Genomic DNA, 22218 nt, shown 5'->3' on the forward strand with positions numbered 1-22218 from the left:
TTATTATGCTAGATTCAACCCCGGTCGCCGGCAAAGCGCCGCTTCATGCCGAGCTTGGCCGTACGCTGCTAGCGGGCAGCGGCAAGAAGTTCGACCGCCGTTCGCGTTTGTTCGCGATGAACCGCATGTTCCGTTACCTATGTGTCGCTGCTGCAGCTTTCGTTTGTCTGATTCTATTTCTTATTCTATTTCTTATGCTTCGGACCGGCGTTCTTACGTTCAACCATATCTCGTTCACCGACTTCTTCTTCTCTACCGATTGGACGCCTGAGAACGAGCAATATGGCGGACTTGTATTCATCTTCGGCACCTTCGCCTTAACGGCGCTTACGCTGCTGATCGCCGTTCCGCTTTCGCTGATGATCGCGATATTCCTATCGGTATTCGTCCCGCCATGGCTAAAAAACGCGCTTCGCCCGATACTCGACCTGCTGGTCGGCATTCCATCGGTCGTATACGGCTATCTCGGATTAACCGTACTTATTCCGCTCATCCGTACCGTTACGGGCACGGGCATGGGCGACGGACTGCTCGCCGCGGCACTCGTACTCACGATCATGGTGCTCCCGACCGTCAGCCGGATTAGCGACGACGCTATTAGCGCCGTACCTGCCAAATTCAGTGACGCCTCCTACGCTCTCGGCGCCACTAGATTCCAGACGGTTTGGAAGGTTTTGCTGCCGTCTGCCAAAAGCGGCATTATGTATGCCGTCATTCTCGGCATGGCTCGTGCCGTCGGCGAGACGATGGCCGTCGTGATGGTTATCGGCAATACGCCTCAGCTAGCAGACAGCCTGCTGAAGCCGACCTCCGTCTTAACAAGCAATATCGTTATGCAAATATCGAACGTTCCTTTTGACTCCACATGGAACTATGCTCTGTATTTGATGGGCTTCCTGCTGCTGCTTATTTCACTTCTGATGATCGTGGCCGTTCGCTGGCTTCAACGGAGAGGAGCTCGCATTTCATGAAAAACCAAATGAGTGCCGGTGCTGGTACGGCTGCTGCCGCTAATCCGTTCCGCCGCAACAACAAAGGGCTTAACCGGATCAACGACCGTCTGTTCTCCGGTGTGATCTGGACCGCAGGCGTCCTTATTATCGCATTTATCTTCGGACTGCTGTATTTGATCCTCCAGGACGGTCTCCCGAAGCTGACGTGGGATTTCCTGTTCGGCCTCCCAAGCGAGATCGATGAAGGCGGGGGTATTGGCCCTACGCTGCTCAATTCCTTTTACATTCTGTTCCTGTCGCTGCTTATCTCCATCCCGCTCGGCATGGCCGCAGGCATCTACCTCGCCGAATTCGCGCCGGACAATAAGCTCATCGCTTTCGTACGCGTGTGCGTGGAAGGCCTTGCATCGGTACCCTCGATTATATTCGGCTTGTTCGGCATCGCCTTGTTCGTCGAAATGTTCCAAATCGGACTCACGATACTCGGCGGCGCGATCAGCCTCGCATTCCTCAATCTCCCGGTATTAACGCGGGTTACAGAGGAATCGATCCGCGCGGTGCCTGCCGACCAGAAGAGCGCCTCCTTCGCGCTTGGCGCAACGCATCTGCAGACGATAACACGCGCGCTTATCCCGGCCGCGCTGAACGGCATCATCACCGGCATCTGCCTCGTCGCCGGCCGCGCCTTCGGCGAGAGCGCGGTTATCATCCTCACCGCCGGCGTGACGACCTCCGGCGAGATGTGGGACTTCAGCCTGTTCTCCCCCGGCGAGACGCTTGCCGTCCACCTGTGGTATGTACAGTCGGAAGCGATCGTATCCGACGCGCAAGAAATCGCACAGAAAGCAGCCGCCGTACTCGTCTTCGTCGTCCTACTCATCAATCTAGTATTCCGCATCCCTCTATGGTTGAATAGCCGCAAGACTCGGAGCTAGTACGAGAATTCAATAAACGCAACAAGGGCTGCACCGTTTGGTCTGTTTCAGACCATTTGGCGCAGCCCTTGTTAACGTTAATAATATACTAGAAATCGATTAACGATTCGTCTTTACACTCAAAGCAGTTGAAGAACCTTCATAAAGCCCTTCTTCTACTCTCAGTCTAAATTTGTAGCTCGTGTAGGGTGTTAGACCATCCACCGTAGCCGTTACGCTATCAGTCGATAATTCGATAGAAACAGCGTCAACCCAATCTTGACCGTTACCCACATACTCAATATACACTTTTCCGGCCCCAGTTACTGGCTTCCATTTAAAGCTCGCGGAATTGGATGTCTTGCCCGTAGAAGCAAATCCAGATATCGCAAGCGACTTCGTCCTTACATCTACTTCATTCGATTCGCCGTCATTACCCCCGCCTGTAACAACTAAGCGATAAGCATAACCCGTGTTAGGAGTCAGTCCCTTAATCGTTACAGACTTCGCGGATACCGAGAGCTTAATGCCAGCTACCGGTTCCCATCCTCCGCCAACATTTTGCTGCAACCCGATTGCAGTCGCTTTGGAAGCCGCATCCCAAGCCAACGTTACGCTGTTTGTCGTCGAAGAGCTTTCCCTTAACGAATCGATTGGCACAATCTTTGTACTCTCTTCTGCAATGTTCGAATTACCAGCGTTCTGACCGCCAGTTACCGTAATACGGAAATCGTAATCCGTACCTGCTACAAGTCCTGTAACGACAGCGCTGCTGTCGCCCGGCAATAAAGGCGACGCTACTTTTGCGGTCGTCCAAGACTTGCCGTTCAGCGATTGTTGAATAACTACCTTCTTAGCTCCGATTGCTGCCGTCCAATTCAACGCAACCTTGCTTCCCGTAGTCTCCTCTACATCTACCGAAAGATCTGACAACGGCAATGGAATGGTTGTGACCATTACACTATTGGACGGGCCTTCGTTTTGACCGCCAACAACATTCAAACGGAAATAATATTTCGTAGTCGGAGTCAGTTCTCTAACCGTTGCACTTGTTGCAATTGGATTAATGCTGTCTGTTATAGCCGTTGTCCAATCTTTGCCGTTAGTTGACTGTTCAATTGTCAATGAAGTCGCACCGACAGGCAGTGACCATTTGAATTCAGCCGATTCTGCCTTTAGATTCGTTCTGCCCGTGCTTGCGAAAGATTTCAAAGGAACAGGCTTCGTTACACCCTCTGCGGTATTGGAGGTTCCCGCATTGGCACCTTCAGCTACTTGAAGACGGAATTGGTATGCTGTATTAGGAAGCAGTCCTTTTACAGTAGCCGCCTTAGCGGTTCCTGATACTTTAAGCGCTTGTTCTTTCCAGGTTGCGCCGCCATTAGCCGAGTACTCGACGTAAATCGTTTTTGCTCTAACTGCAGCGGGCCATGCCAGAACAGCCGTATTCGTTGTCGTGCTGCTTACTCTTAGCTCAGATACGGGAACAGACAACGTCGTCGAACTTGCAACATTGGAATTGCCCGCATTTCGTCCACCTGTTGCGACGACTCTGAATTTATATACGGTACCTGACAGCAAACCAGTTACTGTCGCGTTGCCTGCATTCGGAGCTAACGCCCCCGTAATCGCATTTGTCCACGAAGTGCCGTTAAGCGATTGCTGCACGACAATGCTCGTTGCCCCTACAGCAGGCGTCCAAGCCAATGCCGTACTATTGCCAGTCGCTCCCGAAGCCGCCAAATCCGCGACACCCACTGGCGTAATCGGAACGCTCAAGATCGTCGAATATTGAGTCGATGTATATGCCGTACCGCTCACACCTAATCGGAATTTATAAGTTTTACCGGTTTCGAGATTGTTAACAGTAGCCGATGTACTTTCAGGCGTCAGGCTTCCCGAAATCGAAGAAGTTAGCCACGTTTTCCCGTTATCCAGAGAATGTTGGATAAGTAGGTTGTCAGGTACATCCGTTACACTCCAGTTGAACGTTGCAGTATCGTAGGTTTTAGATCCCAAAATAAAAGAGTTTATTTTTCCTGGCGTCAATTTTGTAGATACTATATTAGATAATCCTTCATTTTTGCCATCATTGACTGCTAATGCAAAGTAGTAAGTTTTACCCGTCGGAAGAGCTATCACAGTTACCGAGTTAAGGTTCGGATTTGTAAGATCGCCAAGATCATACCATTCCGAATTATCGTAAGCTAAAAACAAACTAACCGAAGAAGCTCCGCTTACTGCCGTCCACTTTAATTGAACGGTATTTCCTGTTTGGGCCGCAACTCTCAAATCGCTAATCGGATCGCCTTCAATGCCTACCGCTGTCCATGCCTCCGAAATCGCTTTTTTGACCGTTTGACGTTGCGCAGTGGTTAAGCCGCTGACCGTTTCTGCCGCAAGCCAATAAGCATTCTTCATATCTCTGAAATCAGATGTTTCAAATAGAAAATATCGTAGCGATTCATAGGTGAGTTTACCCAACAAATCTCTGCCTTTAAGCCCTAGCGCATTAAACTTCCCTGCCATCAAGTAAGCGGCACGGTTCGGAATTCCGCTATTAACATGAACTCCGCCCCAGTCTTCTTCCGCTGTATCCTCTAAGTTTGCATAATCATCCATATGTCCAGGCTGATTGTGGTTTTCCGGCTCTGCCATATCTCTAAGCGTCATGCCCGTATCTTCGCCAATGAACCAATCATCCTTATCGATAACGGAAGCCATTATATCGGAAATAGATTCATTCAAGGCGCCGGATTGAAAGCGGTACTCCAAGCCAGCCGTAAACTCCGTAACGCCATGCGTCAGCTCGTGAGCTACGACATCTAGTCCACATGATAAACAATCAAAGCCTCCACGGGATGAGCCCGATCCATCCCCATAAAACATTGCTTCCCCGTTCCAATACGCATTGTCCATAATATAGGCGTTGCCCTCGTCATCAAACTCAGGCACATGAACAATAGAGTAAACATCCATCCCTGCACCGTCTATACTTTCACGACCGTAGTTGGATTTATAAAAGTCATACACAATATCCGCATTATAATGCGCGTCAACCCCATCTGCATCATATGAATTGTTGAATATATTATTTGAGCTGTATATATCATCAAAGTATAAATATTCAGCATCCCAATCAATAAGGTCAAGCGTATAAATATCACCAATATGAGTTTGGTCCCACAAAATATATTGCCCGTTATATTGTGTGGTGTTTAGTTTTTTACTTTTCCCATCATTTCCGTACCCTGTTCCTGTGGCATGTTGAAGCTTATTATACTTATCAATTACTTGGCCCGTATGCGCATCCACGTACCCAATCCAATTACCGGCCGTAGGGAACATGAATATCATATTGACCTTATAAGCCAAATGATTTTTCCCATTAAAAGGATAAATAATTGTAGAGGCGGTCGGTGCGGACACTTGGTAGGATCCTGCCTTCGTCTCCAACTGAATTGCACCGCTCAGCCCGCTTTCCAAATCCTTCTTGAATGCGCTAATAGCTTCATCCGCTGTAAGTGTCGGTGAAATATTCAGAGCAGATAGGCTCAAGCCGTTATCCGATTTATCCTGAATGGCATAAATCTGATTTGCCTTATTCAAATTAATTTGCATATAACGGCCATAAACTGGAACACCTCTAAAAGATTGTTGAAGGATGTAGTGATCCTGGTCCAGATTATCTGTATCCTTACGAGCGATTATAAATTGTTTGCTGCTCGCCGCAAGCCCTTGCCCCTTGCCTTTAGAGCCCGCAAACTGCAGCACTTCTTGATCGCTATTGAGTGCACCTGACAAAATACCCTCTGTGAATGTAGTGCTAGGCAATGAAAGACTGCTGCTAGACGAGGCAATCTCTTTGCTGTCAAGCGATAGCTCCTCCACTTGGCCTGCAGCTGCGGCAAAAGCTTGTGATGCAGGGAAAACTAGTACCAAAACTAGCAATGCGGTCAACCAAGTTCGAAATCGTTTCATAACAAGCGGCTCCTCTACCAATAAATAAATGCTGTAGCGCTAGTTCTTCATTCCTAATCTATTTAAGTATATCGAAACTAAAGTCCAGGAATGATAGATAGCCTCACGAATATATCAAATAAGGGATATAGATGTTGTCGAATGATGTCGGTTCAAAAAATGTTTAGAATGTATAAATAACTTGCAGTACGATATAGTTAATATTAAGATCCAAGAAAGGGATGGATTACCATAGAACAAAAACCTATTATCTCACTCACCAAATCTAGCATGGAACGATGGATGGATTGGGTTTGCATTTTAGTTCTGATGTTTTCCTTTATTTACATGCTTATCAAATGGACCAATCTCCCGACCACAATCCCTATCCACTTCAACGCCCGAGGCGAGGCTGATGGTTGGGGAAATCGGGTAACGCTTATCCTTTTGCCGATCATCGCACTTACACTCTATGCCGGACTATCGCTGCTGCGGCGAGTTCCCCATCATTTCAACTACATTGTTCCAATTACAGAGCAGAACGCCGAAGCCCAGTATCGTCTATCGCTGTTGCTCCTGAGTTGGATCAAGCTCGAAATAGTGATCTTATTCGGTTACATTTCATGGTCATCCATTCAAAATGCGGTTGGATTATCGTCAGGACTAGGCATTTGGCTCCTTCCCGTATCGCTCATCATCTTGTTCGGAACAATTGCAGGAACGATGATTCGTATGAGAAAAGCCCGGTAGCTTTTTTTAAGGTTAAAACAAAAAATCCCGCTCCTCCAGCAGCAATTCTGCGAGAAGGAGTCGGGATTTTTTAATGTTATAGTTGAACCGCTTGCTCGGACTGCTCAGGCTGTTCCAACTGCTGCTCCTGCAGTCTTCGCACAAAAGCATACAGCAAGGAAAACCCGATAATACCAAATACGGATAATACGCCGCAGATGAAATACATCGACTGCGCTCCCGATTGCTCGAACATCAGGCCACCGATGAAGCCGGCTGCCATACCCGACAACCCTCCCCAAGTGAGTGCGTACACCGCTTGGCCTGACGAACGCAGTTCGGCAGGTACCAGTAACACCGTCAATTGCGTCCCGATATAATAGAAGCCGCCGAACGTGACGCAGTGCAGCATTTGTATGAAGATAACCTGCATCGCGGTTGCCGCTCCCGCCATCAAGAACCATCTTAATGCGAACAGACAGCTAATAACGACGAGACAAAGCAGCATCGAGCGTACGTTACGCTTCAAATACCTGTCCAGCAGCAGGAAGATCGGAATCTCGAAGATCGACGATAGAAAGGCCGACCAACCGACTAGGCTTTCTCCTCCGCCCAATTCCTTAATGTATAAGGCGACGAATGTCGTATTCACCGAGTTCGGAATCGAGAGCACCAATCCGACGAATAGGAAGATGAAGAATGCCCGGCTTGCGAATAAGGAGCGATAATTTACTTTGCCCGCTTTGGCAGCCGAGTTCTTCGCCTCGCCGCGCGGCAGGGCGAAGGCGAAGACCAGCGAGAACAGCATCATAACGGTATATATGATCCATAGACGTTCAATCCCAATCTGACCGATGACCGGCCCCGCCGCCAGCGCCATAACGCCCCATCCGAGTGACCCCCATAACCGGAAAGCCCCGAAGCTTTGATCGGTGCCCTCAATACTGTTCAATATTAAGGTGTTGCTTTGCGAAAACAACGGCATTTGGAAAAAGAAGAAAAACAGCATCGACGTATAAATAAACGTATACGATTCGGATAGAAATACGAATTGCATGATAATCATGCTGCCTACTAACATCAAGATTAAAGTCAGACGCAAGTTCCTGAAGCGGTCGCTGACATATCCCCAGAACGGATTGGCAACAAGCGATACGATGGGGCCTCCGGCCATTAGTGCCCCAATCTCAAGCGTAGACAACCCTATAGACTTCAGATATAGCGCAAAATAAGTGCTATAGATCGTTAAAGCGCCGTAAATGAAAAAATTGAATCCTTTAATCACGCTGTAGGATTGCTTAACCTTCGTACCCATTCTTTATATTGGAACGGCGGTTGACCTGGAAGATGCAATCACTTCCTCCGCCGTCACTTCCCGACCTAGTTGATCCGACAAATAGATGCCTTCGCTGATAAGCATCGTGCGCAGCGCAATATCAGCAGTTGGCAGCAAAGGAACTCTACCTTGCAATGCAGCAATCCAATGCGCCTGCGACGAATCGTAAGCATCCTCATTGTCGCGAATGCGATGCCAGCGCACGTCCATCATATCCAGGTCAAGCGTGCTGTCCATATCCATATCGCACACCGTGTTATGGAAAGTAAACGGTCTTGTCCCCCCGCCTGCTTGTTCGCTTGGCAAGCGGACGCCGCCCTTAGAGCCGGCGATGCTGCTTCCCTCGAAATCGCCCATATGCACAGCCCACGCCTCGATAATATCCAGCGTCAGACCGTCAGCGAACCGTACGTAACCCGTACAGAGCTCTTCGACGTCGAACCCGCTTTTCTCTCTCCGCTCCTCTAGCATAGCGGTTTCCTGATAAAGCTTGCCCGTAACCCTCTCTACCGCAGGATTGCCGAGAAGATATAGAATTTGCGCGATATGATATACGCCCATATCGAACAACGCGCCCCCTGCTGCCGTCTCCTTGCGAGTAAAATAAGGCGTGCCGTAACCGTCCACATAAGGACGGTTTCTCCTGCGGAAACCAGTCGACCGCGCATGGTACAGCTTGCCAAGCAGGCCGCCGTCAATCAGTGTCTTAGCGGCTTTCGTCTCCTTCTGATACAGCGTGAATAGTTGAATATGCAGCTGCTTACCGCTTGCTTCAGCCGCATCGACCATCGCCTTGCCGTCCGCATATGTTCCTGCGATCGGCTTCTCGCAATACACATGCTTGCCCGATTCCAGCGCCGCTATCGTAACAGGGGCATGGAAGTTGTTGTGCAGACATACATCTACTGCATCTATGTCGTCACGTTGCAGCAGCTCACGGAAATCTGAATAAGCATGCGGAATACCGTAATGCTCGGCTACTCGGTTTGCCTCTGTCAGATTAACGTCACAGACCGCAACGAGCTCCGCACCGGGTATATGGCTATACTTCTCAATATGCTGCTTGCCGATTTGGCCTACGCCGATAATACCGATACGTATGTTTGTCATCCTTATTTCACCCTCCACAGCTGTATTCTACGCTTCTGCCAGAAGCTTTTTCACGAGCCCGATCAAGCGCTCGATTTCCGCATACTGATTACCCTTCGCATTTTGTTCAATTCCCCAATATCCGGCGTAACCCGACACTCCCATCATTCGAATCGTCTCAATAGCATCTTCTCTTACGGCAGTCGCCGCATCGAAATGAGTGTGGTAAGCCCATGGCGCTACTAACCGGTCGCCTTCCGCTTGATCGGCCTTCCAGCGGCCAAGATGAACGAGAAATCCGAACGCCGGATGGTCGACCGCTTCCGCGATTCGTTTCATTTCGCGCGGGAGAAGCGACGCGCCCATATGATTTTCCGGACCAATCTTGAAACCATTGTCGGCTGCTACTTGAGAAAACTCCTTATAGCGCAAAACCGTATAGTCGAATTGTTCTTCGCTCATCGTTTCCCATTCCGTGTAACTGCCGCCTGTATCAATACGTACCGTCTCCGCGCCCATAATGATGGCTGCACGCAAATGCGTTAGCGCGTTGTTATACAGCAGCTCGCGCATATGGGGATCAGGATCCCATAAATGGGCCCCGTCTACGGCGAAGTTAACGAGCCGCAGTTCACGCTCGTCCAAAGCCTCTTTTATTTTGCGAATATAGCTCTCGTCCGCGAGTTTCATTATCGGTTTGCTCTCGCGATCGATGAAGAAGCCGTTCCACAAATCCGCCGCGTCCAAGCCGTAACGATATTTGACCGTCTCCAAATAACCGAATACATCCATCTTGCCTTCCAAATACGTGTTGTTGAATGAATAGCCGCCGATCGAAATGTTCATCGATAATTCACCCCGTCATTGATGGATAATGGATAAGTTGCCTACGCCTTCATTATAAACCTGCAGCGCATAGCCACTCGGTGCACGATCCTCTTTTGCAGGGGGAAATTTCTACTACTTAGAGCCTATCTTCTCGCCCATAATTTCAATATTACTGTATAGCGGCCTTTTCTGTTAAAATGGGAATCACGAGCATAGAACGGGGGACACATACTTTGGATTACATTATATTGGACATTGAATTTAACGGCCGCAAATTCGCGAGCGAGCTTCCTATGGAAGTGATCGAGATCGGCGCGGTACGTCTTGATGAGAACCTGCAGTTCAAGGATGAATTCTCATCGCTTATTAAGCCTGTCTACTTCTCCAAATTAAATAGCTTCATTAAGAAGAAGACCGGCATTCCGCAAGAGGACATCGACACGGCTGAGGGTTTCAAAGCCGTCATAACCAGATTCAACGACTGGTTGAAGCAAAGCGATGATCTGTTGCTGTTCACTTGGGGCGGGGAAGATATGAAGCGAATCGTGCTTGATACTCGGATGCATAAGCTCGATGATAGTTTCTGGACAAGCCTCTATTATTACGACCTGCTTAAAGGCTACTTGCGCTTCCGAAATGTAACGAACGACGTCAGTGTCGAGACGGCGCTTCAAGAGCTGGAGATTACGGCGGAAGGCTCTGCCCACCGCGCGCTTGATGACGCAAGAATGACTGGCGAGGTTCTTCGCAAAATTATTGCCCATTTGGATATGGATCTGAAGCAGCAGTACAAGGATATGCACACGAATGCCAAGGAACGCCGGCTTGTTAAGAATGCGATTCGTTCGATGATTCAGCGCAAGGCGCCTACGGAATGGGAAGTGCTCATGGAGCATTTTCTGAAGGACAAGATCGTGCTGACAGATGAGAAGAAAGTCGCGGAACTTCAACAGTATTTTGCCGCTGAGGTGGAGAAGGCGAAGCAACCAAAGGCAAGCCAAAATGTGTAATGGGCTTTAATAGAACAAGTGCTGCACTAGCAATAGCAATGGAGAATCGACTATCATGACAGACATCACACTATCTCAATCAAAATCGCGCAACGCCATCTATGATCTGCTTTATATCGTTGGTATTATTGCCATATCGTTCTCATCCATATTCGTTCGGTGGTCAGAGGCGGACGTCGCGGTCATCGCGATGTACCGGCTGTACTTGACCAATCTGCTCATGCTCCCATTCGTTTGGAAGTATAGGCATGAATTCATGCGGCTTAGCGCTCGGCAATGGCGCTTGCTCGCCTTATCGGGCGTCATGCTTGGCGCTCATTTCCTGCTATGGATGGCTTCGCTTCGCCTCACAACCGTTGCCAGCTCCACCGTCTTGCTGACCCTAGAACCGCTGCTCGTCATGCTCGGCTCGTACTGGTTGTTCCGCACGAAGGCGAATCGAATGATGCTTTGGGGACTCGGGATCGCTTTAATCGGCTCGATTCTGATTGGAGCAGGCGACTTCAGCCTCTCGGGCAACGCCTTGCTTGGCGATGTATTATCCATGCTTGGCGCTGCTGCGGTTGCTGTCCATATGCTCGTCGGCAAGCAGCTGCGGAATGAAATAAGCGCCTTCGTCTACAACTTCGCTGTATTCTTTCTTGCCGCGACATCGCTTGCTTTGTACAATGTCGTGTTAGGCAACCCATTTACCGGCTACAGCGGACGCGAGTGGGGTTTGTTCCTGCTGCTGGCCATTGTACCAACCCTATTCGGTCACTATCTATTCAACTGGCTGCTCAAATATATGAACGCCGCAGCCGTATCCATGGCCGTACTCGGCGAACCGGTCATCTCCTCGCTGCTCGCTTGGTGGCTGTTGAAAGAATCGTTGTCGGCGTATCAGCTCGCTGCCGGCGTCTTCATTCTCTTCGGCGTGTGGCTGTTCATCCGGCATGGCAAGGAGAAAACATAAGGCCATGAATTACAAAGAAACCGCCACAATAGTTCGTTTTCACGAAGCTAATGCGGCGGTTCTTTAATTTTAAGAGCTGAATTAGTACCTTATTTCCCTCTGCTGCTCCGCATCGCCGCTACGACCTTCAGTTCGCCGTTCTCATTCTCGATGTACTGCTGATAGGCCTCCGACTCCTTCGGAATAAGCGCCAGCTTGCCGGCACCGTCGAAATGAATGCCCCAGCCGTACTTCTTCGGCAGCATGGATGCGCGCAGACAAGCCTGTGACTTGCCGAAAAAACCATCCCATAACTCCTGGCGTCGTTCCACCAGGTCTACATCCGCTATCTGCTTATGCCGCACATACACTTCAAAGAGCAGCTCCTCTTGCGTATATTGATAAGGCTGCCCTGCTGCCAGCTCGTACTCCAAGCTGGGCTTTGTTCGGCCGTCCTTCTTGTCAGGCGGGATGATCCCCGTCTCTACCGGGCAATCCGCTGCCACCGTTATGAACGTATTATAATAATTCATATTCATTTCAATAACCCTCCGATTATTCGATTAGCGCGTGCTGCTTCTGTTCGACCGGCGTAACTTCAATAAGACAGATCATATGGCCGTCGGGATCGAACGCATCGAATAGACTATGATGATTCCACGGGGATGTCCACTCTTCAAGCTCGGATACTTGGATTCCCTTAGCAATCAGCTCGCCATGCATCTCCTGCACGTTCAGCGAGTTCAGATTGAACGGCGGATGCTTCAGCACCTGTACTTGCTCGGACTCTACCAAGGTCAGAAGCGGCCAGCCGTCATGCTCCGGGCTGATGAAGAAAGTCGCGCCTCGACCTGGATTCCAGTCCTCAATGCCCCTCAACCTCAGACCAAGCGCCTCATAAAACGGAATCGATCTCTCCAGATTCGTTACATGTACGAACACGCCTCCAAGCTCTTTAACCGCCATCGCGATCGCTCCTCTTATATCCCTATTATGGTTAGACCTACATGAAATAAACGTATGCCGATTCAAAAACCAAACAGAGCACCAAAAAAATTCTATAACCATTACCCCGTCACCATAAACCGGTTTCCATCCGGGTCAGTAAAGTGAAAGTACATTTTACCGCCAACAAGCTGAACATTGCTGACGAAAGCTTGCTGCTGTACCAGACCGCGATAGGAAAGGCATATCGCCTTCGCATCCCTTCTTCGAAACGCTTCAACCAATGCCTCGAAGTCCAGCCGCCCGTATTCGGCTTGTTCAGCCCTCGTCCGCTCCAGGCCGCTTCCGCTTCTATCGATAGAAAGCCGGCTTGCCAGCTTCTTCAATCTGGCTCGCGCGCGGCCAAGCGTGACCTGCACCGCTCCCTCAGCTGCGCCGATCATCTCCCCCGTCTCCCTGGCCGTAAATCCGAACGCATCCATGAGCAGCAAAATAACGAGTGCGCGAGGGGACAGCCGATCAGCCAACGTCTCCAGCAGCTCCCGCGTCTCCAGCCGCATATCCGGCTCGCCCCGATCAGGCCCCGCGGCTTCAAGAGCCTCTAGCCGAGTCGAGCCTTGCTTTCGCTTCTTATCCCGCCATGCGTTAAGGGCGATTCGATACATATATGCATTCGTAATCTCACGAGATGGCTGGTTCTTCACGGCCTTGTAGAGCTTAAGCAGGACCTCCTGTCTCAAGTCCTCAGCCTCCCAGGTATCCCCCGTTATACGCACACAATATCGATAGATTCGATCTTGCAATTGCCGAGCATTCAAGCTGCTGAATCCAAGCCTCTCCTCCAATTGCTTCTCTCTCCTCATTTCCATTATTACCAATTAGTATAATATAAGCTCAACGCAAGCAGCAATAAAGCCGGAATGCTCTTAATGAGATCATTCCGGCTTCTTAACGAATTCAATCTATTTCAGCAGCTTACGCAGCCATTTCATTTTATCCTTATAGGGCGGGTAAGGCAGTTCAATGCTGATCCTCGTGCTTTTCTTCAAAATGCTTTTTTTATGCGAGAACAAGTCGAAGCTATACTTCCCGTGATAACCGCCGATGCCCGAATGACCAACGCCTCCGAACGGCATATAGGCGCTTGATACATGCATAACCGTGTCGTTCACACAGCCGCCGCCGAACGATACTCGCTCAAGCACCTCGCGCTCTACCTCTTTGCTCTCCGTGAATAGATAAAGCGAAAGCGGCTTCGGACGGTCAATAATTTGCGTGATCGCTTCTTCCAGCTGCCGGAAAGGCAATATAGGCAGGATCGGTCCGAAGATTTCTTCCGACATCGCCGCATCGTCCCATGACTTTGCCGAAAGCAAAGTAGGTTCGATATAGAGATCAGCCTTGTCTACCCTGCCGCCTGCAATGACATTCGCGCGATCCTGATCGATTATTGCAGCCAAGCGGTGAAAATGCCGTTCGTTCACGATGCGCCCAAAGTCCGGACTTAAGCCAGGATTGGCGCCATAGAATGCGGCGATCGTTTCTTTCATTTTCATGACAAGCGTATCTTTAACATCCTCATGGACAAGCACATAATCGGGCGCAATGCAGGTCTGCCCCGCGTTAAGCAGCTTGCCCCAAACAATACGTTTAGCCGCAACATTCAGATTAGCCGATGAATCAACGATAACCGGGCTTTTGCCACCCAGCTCAAGCGTTACCGGAATCAACTGCTTAGCGGCCGCTTCCATGACGATTTTGCCGACGGGCACGCTGCCCGTGAAAAAAATATAATCGAAGGACGCCGCCAGCAAAGCGCTCGTAACCTCGCGCTCTCCCTCGACGATGCGCACATACGACTCATCGAATGTCTCGGTAACGATATGTCGAAGCGCCGCCGATACGTTCGGTGTCATCTCTGACGGCTTAAGCACGACGCAGTTGCCTGCGGCAATGGCTCCGATCATCGGTTCGATGCACAAGTATACCGGATAGTTGTAAGGGCTTATAATCAAAACCGTACCGTAAGGCTCACTTAATATCCGGCTCGTGGACGGCATGAGAAACAGAGGCGTCTTCACCTTCTGAGGCTTCGCCCAGCGCTTCAGATTGTTCATCGTATAGCGGATACTATCGAGAACTAAGCCAATCTCTGTCGCGTAGGCTTCCATCTCGCTTTTGCGAAGATCCTTAAGTAACGCATCGAATAGCAGTCTCTCATTTCGAACGATCGCATCCTTCAGACGCCCCAACTGCTCCAGCCGAAAGGCAACGCTCCTCGTAGTTCCACTATGGAAAAACCGGCGATGCTCCTGGACGATTCGATCCGTATCCAATTCCACAACGGTCTTGCTCTGCTCCATACGACAATCCTCCTATTCCGAACCTATTCTGTTAGCTTCATCATACTACAAGTGTCTGCTAGACTAAAGCGATTTCAGCGCTACTTATGTTACACTAGACATAGCTACAATCGCACGGTAAGGAGCGCACTCATAATGAAGCTTATATCTTGGAATGTTAACGGTCTGCGGGCATGCGTAGGCAAAGGATTCATCGATTACTTCAACGAAACGGATGCAGATCTGTTCTGCATTCAAGAAACGAAGCTGCAAGAAGGGCAAATTAAACTGGAGATCGGCGAGCACTATCACCAGTTTTGGAACTATGCCGAGAAGAAGGGCTACTCGGGAACAGCGATATTTTCCAAGCTGAAGCCGATCTCCGTCCGCTACGGACTGGAAGAGAACGAGGAATTCGAAGGGCGCGTCATTACGCTTGAGTTCGAGCATTTCTACTTAGTTAATGTGTATACGCCTAATGCAAGACGGGACCTGTCCAGGCTTGATTACAGGCTGGAGTGGGAGGAGCGCTTCCGCACCTACTTGAAGCAGCTTGACGAGTTGAAGCCCGTCATCGTATGCGGCGACTTGAACGTTGCCCATCAAGAGATTGATCTGAAGCATCCGAAGCCGAATATGGGCAACTCCGGCTTCACAGCCGAGGAACGCGGCAAGATGACGACGCTGCTAGGCAGCGGCTTCGTTGATACGTTCAGACATTTCTATCCCGACCTTGGCGACGTCTACAGCTGGTGGTCCTATATGCCGAAAGTACGGGAGCGGAACGTAGGCTGGCGTATCGATTATTTCCTTGCTTCAACAAGGCTTGCTCCGCAGCTTGTGGATGCACAGATTGACTGCCACATTATGGGCAGCGATCATTGTCCGGTTGTGCTGCAGGTGAACGGGCTGGATTAATAAAATAGGCCGAGTGAAGCAAGGACGCTTGAGTCCGCTTCGCTCGGCCTATTTTCTTTTACAGCTCAGTCGTCATGTACTGCTCCTGATAGAAGTTTAAAGCGGAATGCATTTTATCGAGATAGGCTTCCTCTCCGCCCGTACACATGAATCTTACGCTGCCGTTTCCATGTCTCTCCGCTATGCCGAACCGATTCATTAGCGCCGTTAGCCGCTTAATCGTCCCTACATTGCCGTCCACGATCTGAATATGAGGCGGAAGCACCTGTCTTAGGATAGAGCGGTAGAACGGATAATGCGTGCAGCCCAGCACGATAATGCCGTATTGGTTCAAATCGTAACCTGCCAGCTTGCCACGGAAATACTCGCGCATCAGTTCCGTATCGAACTGCAAGCTTTCGCAATAGCCGACGAGCTCAGGCAGCGGCAAAGAATCAACAATGCCCTCTTCGTCCACGCGGGACACGAGCGCATAATATTTAGGCATTTGCAGCGTGAGCGGCGTCGCGAATACGAGTACCCGCTTGCCCGTAGCCCGGTTCATCTCAACCGCAGGCTTAACAGCCGGCTCCATTCCTACGATGGGGAATGAATATTTCTCGCGAAGTTCCGCCACCGCTATGCTTGTCGCTGTGTTGCATGCAATGACAAGAGCATCAATTCCTACAGCTACCATCGACTCGATCGCATCAACAATATAGGTTCTTACCTCTTCCATCGGCTTCGTGCCGTAAGGAACGTGAAGCGTATCGGCCATATACAAATAATCGTTGGCGGGAAGGCGCCGCAGCGCCTCCGATAATACCGTTAACCCGCCAATACCCGAATCAAAAAAACCAATCGTCATAGGTTATCTATTCCTAACGTATGTAGTGAGAAAAGCATCTACAATCTAGTATCCCTCTCAGCATAGCGCGACTTGCCCCAGTAGGCAAGAACAGAGTCTTCCAGCAAGACTCACGCGCTAATAGCCCGACTATACTTTTACTTGTGAGATCGCCTCTCTCATGCGCGATGTATTGCTTTTCAGCTCGATGGAATCGTCATATACCTTCTTAATCATTTCCAGTTGCAGCTCCGTCAGCTCTTGGATTTGCTTGGTCTGCTCCGATACGCCTCCAGCCACACTGGCCATAGTGCTTACGGTAGCCGCCACCTCTTCCGAGCCTGCGGACATTTGCTCTACCGTCGAAGATACTTCCATAATTTGATCGGTCACGAGATGGAACGCCGAGACGGCATGAATGAAGGCCTGCTCCGCCTCCTGCGACAAGCGCGCCCCCGTCCCAATCTCCGAGGCAGCTAGATCCATCTGTTCACTGATTCGCCCCGTCTCCTTGCTAATATTGCCGAGCAGCGCTGTCACTTGCCGCACCGTTACATCCGATGCCTCGGCAAGCTTCCTGACTTCCGCCGCAACAACGGTAAAACCGCGCCCATGCTCGCCTGCTCTCGCTGCCTCGATCGATGCGTTAAGCGCGAGCAGCTTCGTCTGATTGGCGAATTCACTAATTGCGCCTAACGAGCCCTCGATCTCGCTCGTGTACTGCTGTAGAGATTTCGCAATAGTCAACGTCTCTTGCGCCGTCTCGGATATGCTAAGCATTTGCCTGTTCATTTCATTAATGGTCGTCTGACCGGATTGCGCCGTATGCAGCGCTTGTACCGCGGCATCCGATACGGTTGCCGACGACTCCGATATACGAATAATGCCTTGTGTCATTTCCTCCATGGCGACGGCATTGTCCTGCGCGCTCTGCGTTTGGGCATAAGCGCCTTCATGAATATGTCGAATGGATCCGCTCACACTCTCGCCCATCGTTAAGATTTGGTCCGCATGGCTGGAGAATGTTTCGGAAGAATAGGCGACAACATCCGATGTGTGTGCGATTTTGGAAACGATGTCGCCGATCTTATCGTTCAGATGACCCGACATGAGCAGCATCGCCTCGTACGCGCTGCCAATCTCATCGATTGATTTCACGGGATGTGCCAGCAGCATCCGATTCGCTTCCGCAAGATCGCCCGTCGCCATCTTGTTCGCGCTTGCCGTAATCGTCTGAAGCGGCCGAAGCGTTTTCGCGATGAACCACATAATGACGCCAAGCGCCGCTAAAGCAAGGAGAAGCATGGCCGCGTATAACGGTATGCTGTCCTTCGTTACTTCGTTCGTAAGCTGATGCAGAACGGAAGCATCGGTATCGATGCCAAGCGCTCCGATGAACGTACCGTCTGCAGCCAGCATGGGTACGAATGCAGATATGTATGTCCCGTATTCAGGATTGTCGATAAGATCAGAGCTGGCAGCTTGTCCATCCAGCACAAGCTTAATAGCCGATGCCGGCATATCGGTCACTTCATTAATCGGCGATGCAAGCGGATCGCCCTTCGGTCTTCCGTCTATAAGCAGCAGCGGATCCTTATCCGCCTCCACCTTCACGAAATAGACGTAACGCGCGCCAATGGACAGACGGAATCGATCAAGCTCCTCACGGAGCTTCCAATACAATTCATTTTCCTGTGGATCCTGGATAAAATCGGCGTAGCTGTCGACATCAATCTGCGTCACGTAATTTTGTGCGATATTCATGTTGTAGGTACTAATCGCACCTTCTACCGCCGTGCCTGTGTTGTGCAGTTGAATGGCGCTATTGCCTGCAACGATGAGTACAATAACTGCCGCCATTACGACCAAAATCCGGCCAATCAGCTTTCTGCGAAACCAGTTAATCATGCTGTTTTCCCTCTCCTGCTCTTAAGTACGATAGTGGGTTTGCTTTCTCCAAATAGAAATTCATTCGATGAATTTCGACAAATGGCATAAAAACCCTCTTTTTATCGAGCAGATTATTCCATAGCAACTGTAGCAGCCTTAGCCGTCTTGGTCCGATTCGCAAGCACCCAGCGTACTTTATGCTCATCAAGCATCGGATAGTCGTACAATAGACCCTCGTAAACAGCTTCCAGATCGATGTGCTGACGGAAGTCATCAGGCGTTACTGTTCGAGATGGACGCTTCCATAAATCTAGACCGCCTCTGTTCAGCGCCTCAGCCACGAATTGCGAGCAGAAATACGCATACTGGGGATTATAATCAACCTTTAGCAAAATACTGATAACACCAAGCAGATTATAATGGTAATCATCCTTATTCTGAGCAATACTAGACACAAATTGCTTTATCTGTGAATACTGCTTATCAGTCACGCGCAAGCGGAGCAGCGTGCAGCTAGTCCCTGGATGACTGCGATAAACGCCATCGTACACGTTCTCTTTAACGAAACCCGCCAGCAGCGGACTGCTCGGCTTCTTGCGTCCGAAGCTGTATACTTCGTTAAGCTCCGAGTCGAACGCTAACGATGCATGATTATAGGGAGCGCCGGTAAAAGCCTTAATGAGTCTCGTGAACAGCGTACCCGTATTCGTCAACAGCACATAAATATTTTTATTCGGACCCTGGCATTGTTCCACGGCGCTCGCCTCTTCTCATTCATAGGATGAAGTGCGCCGGCTCTTTTCTCCTGCGCTCTATTTGCTATGAATATACCAGTGCCCTCCCCGCGCGAATAGTACCAACAATGTGTAGTACCTTGTAAGGACATAGCAAAAGAACAGAACGAAGCAGCGCATATGAGCTGTTTGTCCTGTTCTCTTTTTCAGCCGCTAAAGCTAAGCCGTCTTGCTATTTTGCTTCCGTTCCAAGCTGTAGCTGATCGCCGTTAGGGCAAGCCCGCCTAGCGTCACGATCGCCGCGATCCACGGCACATGATGAAGGCCAATCCCGTTCACGGCAAGACCGCCTATAATGGCTCCTCCCGCATTGCCGAGGTTGAAGGCCGATTGGTTAGCCGTAGATGCCATCGTCGGCGCGTCCTTCGCCATATCCATAATGCGCATTTGCAAGCCGGGCACGATCAGAAACGAAGCTATGCCCCATATAAATATCGTAATGACCGACATCGCTTTGTTGTCCACCGCGAAGAAGAAGATGAACAGCATGACGGCTAGAAACCCGAGACAGGCCATCAAAGCCGGCATTAACCGCCAATCGGCCAGCTTGCCTCCAACCAAATTACCGACCGTCATCCCGATCCCGAATAAAATAAGGATCCCCGTGACATATTGTTCACTGAAGCCGGTAATTTCCTGCAGCAGCGGATCGATATAAGTGAATGCCGTGAATACCCCGCCGAACCCGAATACCGTTACGAAGAAAGCAAGCAGCACCTGCTTATTCCCGAATATCCTCAATTCCTTGCCGATGCTTACTTTGCGGTTATGCGGCACTTTCGGCACGAACAGCAGAATTCCCGCCACGACTAAGAATCCAAGAACGGATACGATGCCGAAGGTCGAATGCCATCCGAATTGCTGACCGATATAAGTGCCGAGCGGAACGCCAATAATATTGGCGACCGTAAGCCCCATGTACATCAACGCGATCGCGCTGGCCCGCTTCTCCGGGCTTACGAGTCCTGCTGCGATCACGGAGCTGACGCCGAAGAACGTGCCATGAGCAAGCGACGTAAGCACTCTTGCCAGCATAAGCACCGAGTAGCTAGGCGCGAGCGCCGCAAGCGCGTTGCCGGCAATGAAAATAACGAGCAAGGCGCAGAGCAGCTGCTTGCGCGGCATGCGAAGTGTAAACACGGTCATAATCGGACCGCCGATTGCTACGCCCAGCGCATAACCGGTAATCAGCTGACCGGCGCTGGCGATCGAAATATTCAAGTCCTGCGCTACATTGGTTAACAAGCCCATAATGACGAACTCGGTCATTCCGAACGCGAAGGTGCCGAGGGTTAGCGATAACACTGCGGCCATGATTGATCCCGCAGGTTTTGTCCCCTGCTGGACAGTATGATTCATCTGCATTTCCATATCCGTTTGCTTCTCTCTCTTCTCTGTTATCTGATATATAAGTAGTTGTTATTGCACCTCTATCTTTTTAAGCACAACTTGACTATGATAGCCTACAACTTGTTATTTTGGCAACTAAACATAGGACTGTAATCATATAAAAAAAATAGCCCGGTATCCCGGACTATCCCCCAATCTATCCTTATTGCTTCCGATTTTTTCTCACCCACATAATCATTACCGTGGCAATGAGCAGCACCGAAGCAGCTATTAACATATAGTTGATTGAACCTGAACTTGTACGAGCAGAAGCTGCATTGTCATCTCCCGCCGTATCTGGTGGTGCTGCGCCATCCGCACTTAACGGTATCTCGGTTTCTTCGTTCTTTTCCTTCTTAACGTTCATCGCAATCGGCTGTGGCTGCTTTCCTTCTCCAAGCGCCTTAAGCTCCTCGCCTGCCGCAGACACTGGTTTCGTCATATTGCATATGGTCGTATGAAGCGCGCCCTTGTTGTCATAGGCCGATACGACGTATTCCGCTCCTTCAACGAAATTCTCAATGCCGCAGCTCGCCGAGCTAAGCGCCGTATACACTGCAGTACGCTCCTGCACGTCGCCTTTCCATACCTCGGATACCTCGAACTGAACCTCAACCGGATCGGCTGATGACATTGATTCCTTTTCTGGCGGCTGCGTCACGGTTAATACTTTACCTGCGAAAATCGCGCTACTCCGCTCCATTTCATCCTTCACTTGCGCCTCTGCGGATTGCGCCATTGCGCACGAGCATGCGAATACTTTTGCCGGCTTCACGACCCCTATGCAAAATAATACGGCTACAGCAACAATGACCGCCGTTAGCTTCTTGTTCAATCCAATCACCTCAAACTATCAGACGGCGCACTTCCCTTATTTGTTTCACGCTAATTTCTGCGATACCCTGATGATTATGTTAAAATAATAAAACATGAAAAGTGCCTGACCTTTATAGCCGAGAGGAGATTAACGATGAAATACAACATAACGATTCGCCTGCATCAAGACTGGCTGGACACGGTAAGAGAAATCTTCCGCGGATCAGGACATCCGCTGCCTGAGGAACTCAGCGACCATGAAATCACGGTGGCTTACTATAGCCAAACTGCTTCATCCGATGAAGAAGCGGAGCAGCAAAGCATCACCAACACGGAGCGGCTGAAGGAAATCGAACAGACGATTGTCGCTAACTTCGAGAGCATCATCCTGCCGGATATTAGAAGCCGTACTGGCTATACGGGCGATGAATTCACCTTCCGCTGGATTTACCAACAGGGCGAGCATATCATCGAGGAGTATTCTGAATATCGCATTCCTCTATAAAAATTAAAACGCCGGCCTCTCCACGAACGGAGCAGGCCGG

Annotated in this window: 20 protein-coding genes; 7 read left to right on the top strand and 13 right to left on the bottom strand. The window is 50.0% G+C overall.

The annotated features are described in order from the left end of the window. Window positions 1–5 precede the first annotated feature (5 nt). Entirely contained in the window at window positions 6–971 is a 966-nt protein-coding gene (gene pstC / locus AC0YN0_RS14985) for a phosphate ABC transporter permease subunit PstC (protein ID WP_475821960.1), read from the top strand. Beyond that, window positions 968–1888, top strand: coding sequence for a phosphate ABC transporter permease PstA (gene pstA / locus AC0YN0_RS14990; RefSeq protein WP_475821961.1), 921 nt, complete (start codon window positions 968–970; stop codon window positions 1886–1888). Before pstC ends, pstA begins: the two co-directional genes overlap by 4 nt. A gap of 99 nt (window positions 1889–1987) precedes the next feature. On the opposite strand, the gene AC0YN0_RS14995 is transcribed toward pstA, so the two are convergent. Then, complete coding sequence (locus AC0YN0_RS14995; RefSeq protein WP_475821962.1) at window positions 1988–5848, bottom strand: fibronectin type III domain-containing protein; 3861 nt, start codon at window positions 5846–5848, stop codon at window positions 1988–1990. Between the two features lie 282 nt (window positions 5849–6130). Between AC0YN0_RS14995 and AC0YN0_RS15000 the strand changes: the two genes are divergently transcribed. Beyond that, window positions 6131–6577: a DUF1648 domain-containing protein gene (locus AC0YN0_RS15000; RefSeq protein WP_475821963.1), complete on the top strand. Its 447-nt coding sequence runs from the start codon at window positions 6131–6133 to the stop codon at window positions 6575–6577. Window positions 6578–6653: 76 nt separating this feature from the next. Here AC0YN0_RS15000 and AC0YN0_RS15005 read toward each other — a convergent pair whose 3' ends face one another. Genes AC0YN0_RS15005 through AC0YN0_RS15015 form a run of 3 tightly spaced genes read right to left on the bottom strand, consistent with a single transcriptional unit; the run spans window position 6654 to window position 9827 of the window. Further along, window positions 6654–7871 carry an MFS transporter gene (locus tag AC0YN0_RS15005; RefSeq protein WP_475821964.1) on the bottom strand — a complete coding sequence of 406 codons (1218 nt, stop codon included), beginning with the start codon at window positions 7869–7871 and terminating at the stop codon, window positions 6654–6656. 3 nt (window positions 7872–7874) lie between these two features. Continuing rightward, entirely contained in the window at window positions 7875–9002 is a 1128-nt protein-coding gene (locus AC0YN0_RS15010; protein ID WP_475821965.1) for a Gfo/Idh/MocA family protein, read from the bottom strand. Window positions 9003–9029: 27 nt separating this feature from the next. After that, a complete protein-coding gene (locus AC0YN0_RS15015; protein WP_475821966.1) occupies window positions 9030–9827 on the bottom strand; it encodes a sugar phosphate isomerase/epimerase family protein in 798 nt (265 codons plus the stop codon). 215 nt (window positions 9828–10042) lie between these two features. On the opposite strand from AC0YN0_RS15015, the gene AC0YN0_RS15020 reads away from it, so the two are divergent. Continuing rightward, complete coding sequence (locus AC0YN0_RS15020) at window positions 10043–10819, top strand: 3'-5' exonuclease (RefSeq protein ID WP_475821967.1); 777 nt, start codon at window positions 10043–10045, stop codon at window positions 10817–10819. A gap of 55 nt (window positions 10820–10874) precedes the next feature. Then, a complete protein-coding gene (locus AC0YN0_RS15025) occupies window positions 10875–11774 on the top strand; it encodes a DMT family transporter (protein ID WP_475821968.1) in 900 nt (299 codons plus the stop codon). An 89-nt stretch (window positions 11775–11863) separates the two neighbouring features. Here the strand turns inward: AC0YN0_RS15025 and AC0YN0_RS15030 are convergent, their stop codons facing one another. The 4 genes from AC0YN0_RS15030 to AC0YN0_RS15045 all read right to left on the bottom strand — a co-directional run bounded on the left by AC0YN0_RS15030 (window position 11864) and on the right by AC0YN0_RS15045 (window position 15061). Then, a complete protein-coding gene (locus tag AC0YN0_RS15030) occupies window positions 11864–12292 on the bottom strand; it encodes a DUF6157 family protein (RefSeq protein WP_475821969.1) in 429 nt (142 codons plus the stop codon). A gap of 16 nt (window positions 12293–12308) precedes the next feature. After that, entirely contained in the window at window positions 12309–12719 is a 411-nt protein-coding gene (locus tag AC0YN0_RS15035; RefSeq protein ID WP_475821970.1) for a VOC family protein, read from the bottom strand. A gap of 101 nt (window positions 12720–12820) precedes the next feature. Next, window positions 12821–13567, bottom strand: a complete 747-nt coding sequence (locus tag AC0YN0_RS15040) for an RNA polymerase sigma factor (RefSeq protein ID WP_475821971.1) — start codon at window positions 13565–13567, stop codon at window positions 12821–12823. Window positions 13568–13660: 93 nt separating this feature from the next. Continuing rightward, window positions 13661–15061, bottom strand: a complete 1401-nt coding sequence (locus AC0YN0_RS15045) for an aldehyde dehydrogenase (protein ID WP_475821972.1) — start codon at window positions 15059–15061, stop codon at window positions 13661–13663. A gap of 135 nt (window positions 15062–15196) precedes the next feature. Here AC0YN0_RS15045 and AC0YN0_RS15050 point away from each other — a divergent pair, with 135 nt between their 5' ends. After that, entirely contained in the window at window positions 15197–15958 is a 762-nt protein-coding gene (locus AC0YN0_RS15050) for an exodeoxyribonuclease III (protein WP_475821973.1), read from the top strand. A gap of 58 nt (window positions 15959–16016) precedes the next feature. On the opposite strand, the gene murI is transcribed toward AC0YN0_RS15050, so the two are convergent. The 5 genes from murI to AC0YN0_RS15075 form a co-directional block, all read right to left on the bottom strand. Next, window positions 16017–16805, bottom strand: coding sequence for a glutamate racemase (murI, locus tag AC0YN0_RS15055; protein WP_475821974.1), 789 nt, complete (start codon window positions 16803–16805; stop codon window positions 16017–16019). Between the two features lie 129 nt (window positions 16806–16934). Further along, window positions 16935–18692 carry a methyl-accepting chemotaxis protein gene (locus AC0YN0_RS15060; protein ID WP_475821975.1) on the bottom strand — a complete coding sequence of 586 codons (1758 nt, stop codon included), beginning with the start codon at window positions 18690–18692 and terminating at the stop codon, window positions 16935–16937. Window positions 18693–18805: 113 nt separating this feature from the next. Continuing rightward, a complete protein-coding gene (locus AC0YN0_RS15065; protein ID WP_475821976.1) occupies window positions 18806–19429 on the bottom strand; it encodes a hypothetical protein in 624 nt (207 codons plus the stop codon). Between the two features lie 198 nt (window positions 19430–19627). Continuing rightward, window positions 19628–20839, bottom strand: coding sequence for an MFS transporter (locus AC0YN0_RS15070; RefSeq protein ID WP_475821977.1), 1212 nt, complete (start codon window positions 20837–20839; stop codon window positions 19628–19630). Window positions 20840–21020: 181 nt separating this feature from the next. Further along, a complete protein-coding gene (locus AC0YN0_RS15075; protein ID WP_475821978.1) occupies window positions 21021–21692 on the bottom strand; it encodes a hypothetical protein in 672 nt (223 codons plus the stop codon). Between the two features lie 135 nt (window positions 21693–21827). Between AC0YN0_RS15075 and AC0YN0_RS15080 the strand changes: the two genes are divergently transcribed. After that, the gene (locus AC0YN0_RS15080; protein ID WP_475821979.1) at window positions 21828–22178 is read left to right on the top strand and encodes a hypothetical protein; all 351 of its coding nucleotides are present in this window, start codon (window positions 21828–21830) and stop codon (window positions 22176–22178) included. Window positions 22179–22218 lie beyond the last annotated feature (40 nt).

Source organism: Paenibacillus sp. J22P218 (assembly GCF_056269195.1).